The following is a 4,477-nucleotide window of genomic DNA, read 5'->3' on the forward strand; positions in this document are numbered from 1 at the left end:
GGCGAGACCGGGGGCGATGACGATGTACGGGCCGTTCTGCTCGACGTTCTCGAGCATCTCGGTGGTGTAGTCGTCCGTCGTGCTCCCGGTCGCCGTCATCAGGTCCCCGGCGGCGCTCACCGCCTCGCGCCAGTCCGCCGCCGGCACGTCCAGGCGGATGGCCGCCACGGGCAGCAGCTCGCTCAAGGTCGCCATGGGGCGGATCTTTCCACGATCCACGGGGCGCGGCTCGGCCAATGCCGCTGTTCGCGGGACGGGCGCATGTGAGGATGTGGCCATGATGCGGCTGAGGAAGCGGACACGCGGGTTTGCGGCAGTGGCGGGTGCGGCAGCGGTGCTGGCCGCCTGGGGGGCGGTTGGTTCCGCGCAGGGCGGCGAGGGCGGCGGGGATCGCGAGGCGAGGTACAAGAGCATCATCGCGGATCCGACCCCGAAGCCGGCGGACGTCATCTGGGCCGCCGGGGCGCCGGACGGGGTGGCGCGGGCGGGCGACGGCTCGCTGCTGCTCACGTACTTCGCGGGCAACGTCGAGGACGACGAAGGACCGGCCGCCTCCGCCTGGCGCATCACCGACCCGGACGGCCGCACGGTCGCCCAGCGGGCGGTCCACACGGACATGGAGTCGACGCCGGACCGGTTCAAGGGCGTAAGCGACGGGTTCGTGCGGGTGCCGCCGGGCGAGGGTGCGGACGGGGCGTATGCCCTGGACCTGAGCGGCAAGCGGCACAAGGTCACGGTCTCGCAGACCGCGCTGGGCACCCGCCCGGGCGACATCATGCTCAACGAGGTGGAGCCGACGCTCATCTACCGCCCCGCCTCCCGCACCGTGGCCGCCCCGGCCGGCGTGCCGGACTACGGGGTCCGCCTCGCCGTCGACGAGCGCGGCACGGCCTGGAGCCTGGACCAGCCGCTGTCCGAGGACCCCAACCGCGTCGTGTGGCAGCGCGAGGGCAGTACCCTCGGCTCGCAGCCCGTCCCGAGTCCGTACGCGGGCGGCCTCCTTGCCGCGAAGGGCGGCACCGCGGCCGTGCTCCTCGACTCGGATGAGGGCGCGGGTGGGCTGATGGTCACGGCGGACCGCGGCAAGACCTGGCGTACGGTCACCGGCGGCGGGGTGCCGTGGCAGGAGCTGAAGCAGGAAACCGGGCTGCTGGTCCTGAAGGCGCGGTCGGACGGCCGGCTCGTCGTCGGTGAGGAAGGCGGCCGCTACTGGCTCGCCGACGACCGCACCAACACCAGCTTCCACGAGGTCGAGGCCCCGGCGAAGTTCACCTCGTTCGATGTCCACGGCAACACCCTCTACGGCATCGTGGACGCGACGACGGCGACGTACGACCTGGTGAAGGGCGAGGGGCTGTGGGCCTCGCGCGACGACGGCCGCACCTGGAAGCGGGTGGCGAAGCCCTAGGCGGCGGGCTCGCGCAGCCAGACGACGATCAGCACGGCGAAGGCGGCGACGGCCACCGCGACGGTGCGGTACCCGGCGGCCATGCCGTCGGTGAACGCCGCCACCGCCGCCGCGCCCCGCGGCGCGGCGCCGCCGAAGTGTCCGGCGAGTACGGTCGCCATCACCGCGACCCCCAGCGCGCTGCCCACCTCGCGCACCGCGCTGTTCAGCCCGGAGCCGAGCCCGGCCCGGTGCGCGGGGAGGGCGGCGATGATCTGGGCGGACAGCACCGGCATCGCCAGCCCCATGCCCGCGGCGAGCGCCAGCAGCACCAGGCCGTAGAGGGGATACGGGGTGTCAGCCCCGGTCAGCGACAGCAGCCCGAGCCCGCCCGCGAGCAGCGCGAACCCGGCCGCCGCGACCGGGCGGGCGCCGACCCGGCCCGAGAGCGGTATGGCGCGCTTGGAGAACGCCAGCATGCCGACCGCGAGCGGCCCTATGGCCAGGCCCGCTACCAGCGGCGAGTAGCCCTTGGCGTACTGCAGATACTGCGCGTTGACGTAGAACAGCGCGAACAGCCCCAGGAACAGCACGGTCACCCCCAGCGCCCCGGCCCGCAGCCGCGCCACCACGAACAGCCGCGGGTCCACCAGCGGCTGTGCCGCCCGTAGCGAACGGGCCACGAAGCCGCCGAGGATCACCGCCGCCGCGGCAAAGGCCGCGAGCACCGGGCCCGCCGACCAGCCGCGCTCGGGACCCTCGATGATCCCGTAGAGCAGGGCGACGAAGCCGAGCACCAGCAGCGCCGTGCCCGGCAGGTCCGCGGCGGCCGGGTGCCGTTCGCCGCGCGGCGCGTACCGGGCGGTGAGGGCGAGGAGCACCAGCGCCGCCGGTGCCGCGGTCCAGAACAGGCCCTGCCACGGCAGGTATTGCAGCACCGCCCCACCGGCGAAGTTGCCGACGGCACCCGCCACACCGGTCGCTGCCGTCCACACGCCGATGGCGTGGCCGCGGCGCTCGGCCGGCGCGGACTGCAGCATCAGCGACAGCGTCGCCGGCATGACGAGTGCGGCACCCGCGCCCATCACGGCCCGCGCGGCGATCAGCACCCCGGCGGCCGGGGCGAGCGCCGCCAGCACGCCGCCCGCGGCGAAGACCCCGAGGCCCGCGAGCAGCACGCCCTTGCGGCCGAGGCGGTCGCCCAGCGACCCGGCCGGTATCAGCAGGCAGGCGAAGACAATCACGTACGCGTCCACGATCCACACCAGCTGGGTGCGGGTCGGGTCGAGGGAGCTCGCGGCGAGCTTCGGGATGGCGAGATTGATCGCGGCGACGAGCGACACGGCCAGAATCACGCAGGCCGACATGAGGGGAGCGACGGGGTTCCGGGGCATGGACCGAACGGTGGCAGCCGGCTGGCATGACTTCAAATGCAAGGTTGGTAATGGAAAGATGCATGCCATGCAATCCAGGCTTGACCTCAATCTTCTCGTCGCCCTGGACGCCCTGCTCGAGGAGGAGAGCGTCACCGGCGCCGCCGACCGCCTGCACCTCTCCAGCCCGGCGATGAGCCGCACCCTGGCCCGCATCCGCCGCGCCCTAGGCGACCCGGTGCTCGTACGCTCCGGCCGCCGGATGGTGCCGACGCCGCGCGCCCAGCAACTGCGCGCGCAGGTACGCGAGGCGCTGACCCGGGCCGAGGCGGTCTTCACGCCGGCCGGGGAGCTGGACCTGGCCACGCTGGAGCGGACCTTCACCCTGGTCGCCGACGACGCGCTGCTCACCGCGATCGGGCTGCGGCTGCTGGAGCGGGTACGGACCGAGGCGCCCGGGGTCTCGCTGCGGCTGCTGCCCGAGGGCCCCGGAGACGCGTACGCGCTGCGCGACAGCCGCGCCGACCTCGAGCTCGGGGTGATCGTGGACCCGGCGCCCGAGACCCGCGTCGAGGAGCTGTTCACGGACGACAACGTCGGCGTCGTACGGGCCGGGCACCCGCTCCTCGACGACGGCCCGGTGACGGCGGAGCGCTATGCCGCCGCCGACCACGTCACCGCCTCGCGGCGCGGGCGGCTGCGCGGGCCGATCGACGAGGCGCTGGCGGAGCTCGGGCTCACGCGGCGGGTGGTGGCGTCCGTACCGACCTTCTCGGCCGCGCTGCTGACCGCCGCCGGCACCGACCTCGTCGCCCGCACCGGGCGGCGGATGGCCGGACCGCAGATCGAGCAGCTGGGCCTGGCCACCTTCGAGATCCCGCTCGACCTGCCCCGGCTGCCGCTCGCGCAGGCCTGGCACCCGCGCTACGAGGCCGACGCCGGGCACGCGTGGCTGCGGCGGCGGGTGCGCGAGGTGGCGGTGGAGCCGGTCGCCGGTCAGTAGACGTGCGGGCGTGCCGCAGGGCAGTCTTGGCGCATGTTGATCAGAGAAGCCGACGCGGCGGACTGGGACGCCATCTGGCCGTTCTTCCACGAGATCGCCGCCGCGGGCGAGACGTTCGTCTACCCCCTGGACCTGTCGAAGGAGCAGGGCCGCGCGTGGTGGATGAAGAGCGAGGCGCCCGGCCGTACGGTCGTCGCGGTCGACGGCGACCACGGCGTCGTCGGCACCGCGCACATGAACACCAACCGCGCCGGCAACGGCTCGCACATCGGCACCGCCAGCTTCATGGTCGACCCCGCGCACGCGGGCCGCGGCATCGGCCGCGCGCTCTGCGAGTACGTCATCGAGTGGGCCCGCGAGACCGGCTACCGGGGGATCGTCTTCAACGCGGTCGTGGAGACGAACACCGCCGCGGTCGAGCTGTACCGCAAGCTCGGCTTCTCCGTCCTCGGCACGGTCCCGGAGGGATTCAAGCACCCGGAGAAGGGTTACGTCGGGCTGCACATGATGCACCTGCCGCTCACCGTAGGGTGATTTCCATGAACATTCTGGGTGTCGACATCGGCGGCTCGGGCATCAAGGGCGCCCCGGCCGATCTGGACCGGGGCGATCTCGCGGAGGAGCGGCACAAGGTGCTGACGCCGCAGCCGTCAAAGCCGGACGCGGTCGCGGAGAGCGTGGCCGAGGTGGCCGAGCACTTCGGGTGGGCGGGGT

Annotated in this window: 5 protein-coding genes and 1 pseudogene; 4 read left to right on the forward strand and 2 right to left on the reverse strand. The window is 73.6% G+C overall.

The annotated features are described in order from the left end of the window. Positions 1–195: PTS sugar transporter subunit IIA (locus G5C51_RS40025; protein ID WP_165245546.1), on the reverse strand; the 195-nt coding region annotated here is incomplete at its 3' end. 82 nt (positions 196–277) lie between these two features. On the opposite strand from G5C51_RS40025, the gene G5C51_RS40030 reads away from it, so the two are divergent. Then, entirely contained in the window at positions 278–1,408 is a 1,131-nt protein-coding gene (locus G5C51_RS40030; RefSeq protein ID WP_165245548.1) for a beta propeller repeat protein, read from the forward strand. Here the strand turns inward: G5C51_RS40030 and G5C51_RS40035 are convergent. Beyond that, complete coding sequence (locus G5C51_RS40035; RefSeq protein WP_240930255.1) at positions 1,405–2,781, reverse strand: MFS transporter; 1,377 nt, start codon at positions 2,779–2,781, stop codon at positions 1,405–1,407. The genes G5C51_RS40030 and G5C51_RS40035 overlap by 4 nt on opposite strands. A 58-nt stretch (positions 2,782–2,839) precedes the next feature. Here G5C51_RS40035 and G5C51_RS40040 point away from each other — a divergent pair, with 58 nt between their 5' ends. From G5C51_RS40040 to G5C51_RS43545, 3 genes and pseudogenes are all read left to right on the forward strand, one after another. Continuing rightward, positions 2,840–3,763, forward strand: coding sequence for a LysR family transcriptional regulator (locus tag G5C51_RS40040; protein ID WP_165245550.1), 924 nt, complete (start codon positions 2,840–2,842; stop codon positions 3,761–3,763). A gap of 33 nt (positions 3,764–3,796) precedes the next feature. After that, positions 3,797–4,297 (forward strand): GNAT family N-acetyltransferase, encoded by a 501-nt coding sequence (locus G5C51_RS40045; protein WP_165245552.1) that lies wholly within the window; start codon positions 3,797–3,799, stop codon positions 4,295–4,297. 5 nt (positions 4,298–4,302) lie between these two features. Next, a pseudogene (locus G5C51_RS43545) lies at positions 4,303–4,477 on the forward strand (ROK family protein); the annotation flags it as partial.

The organism is Streptomyces coryli (assembly GCF_011044975.1).
In the GTDB taxonomy this organism is placed as follows: domain Bacteria; phylum Actinomycetota; class Actinomycetes; order Streptomycetales; family Streptomycetaceae; genus Streptomyces; species Streptomyces coryli.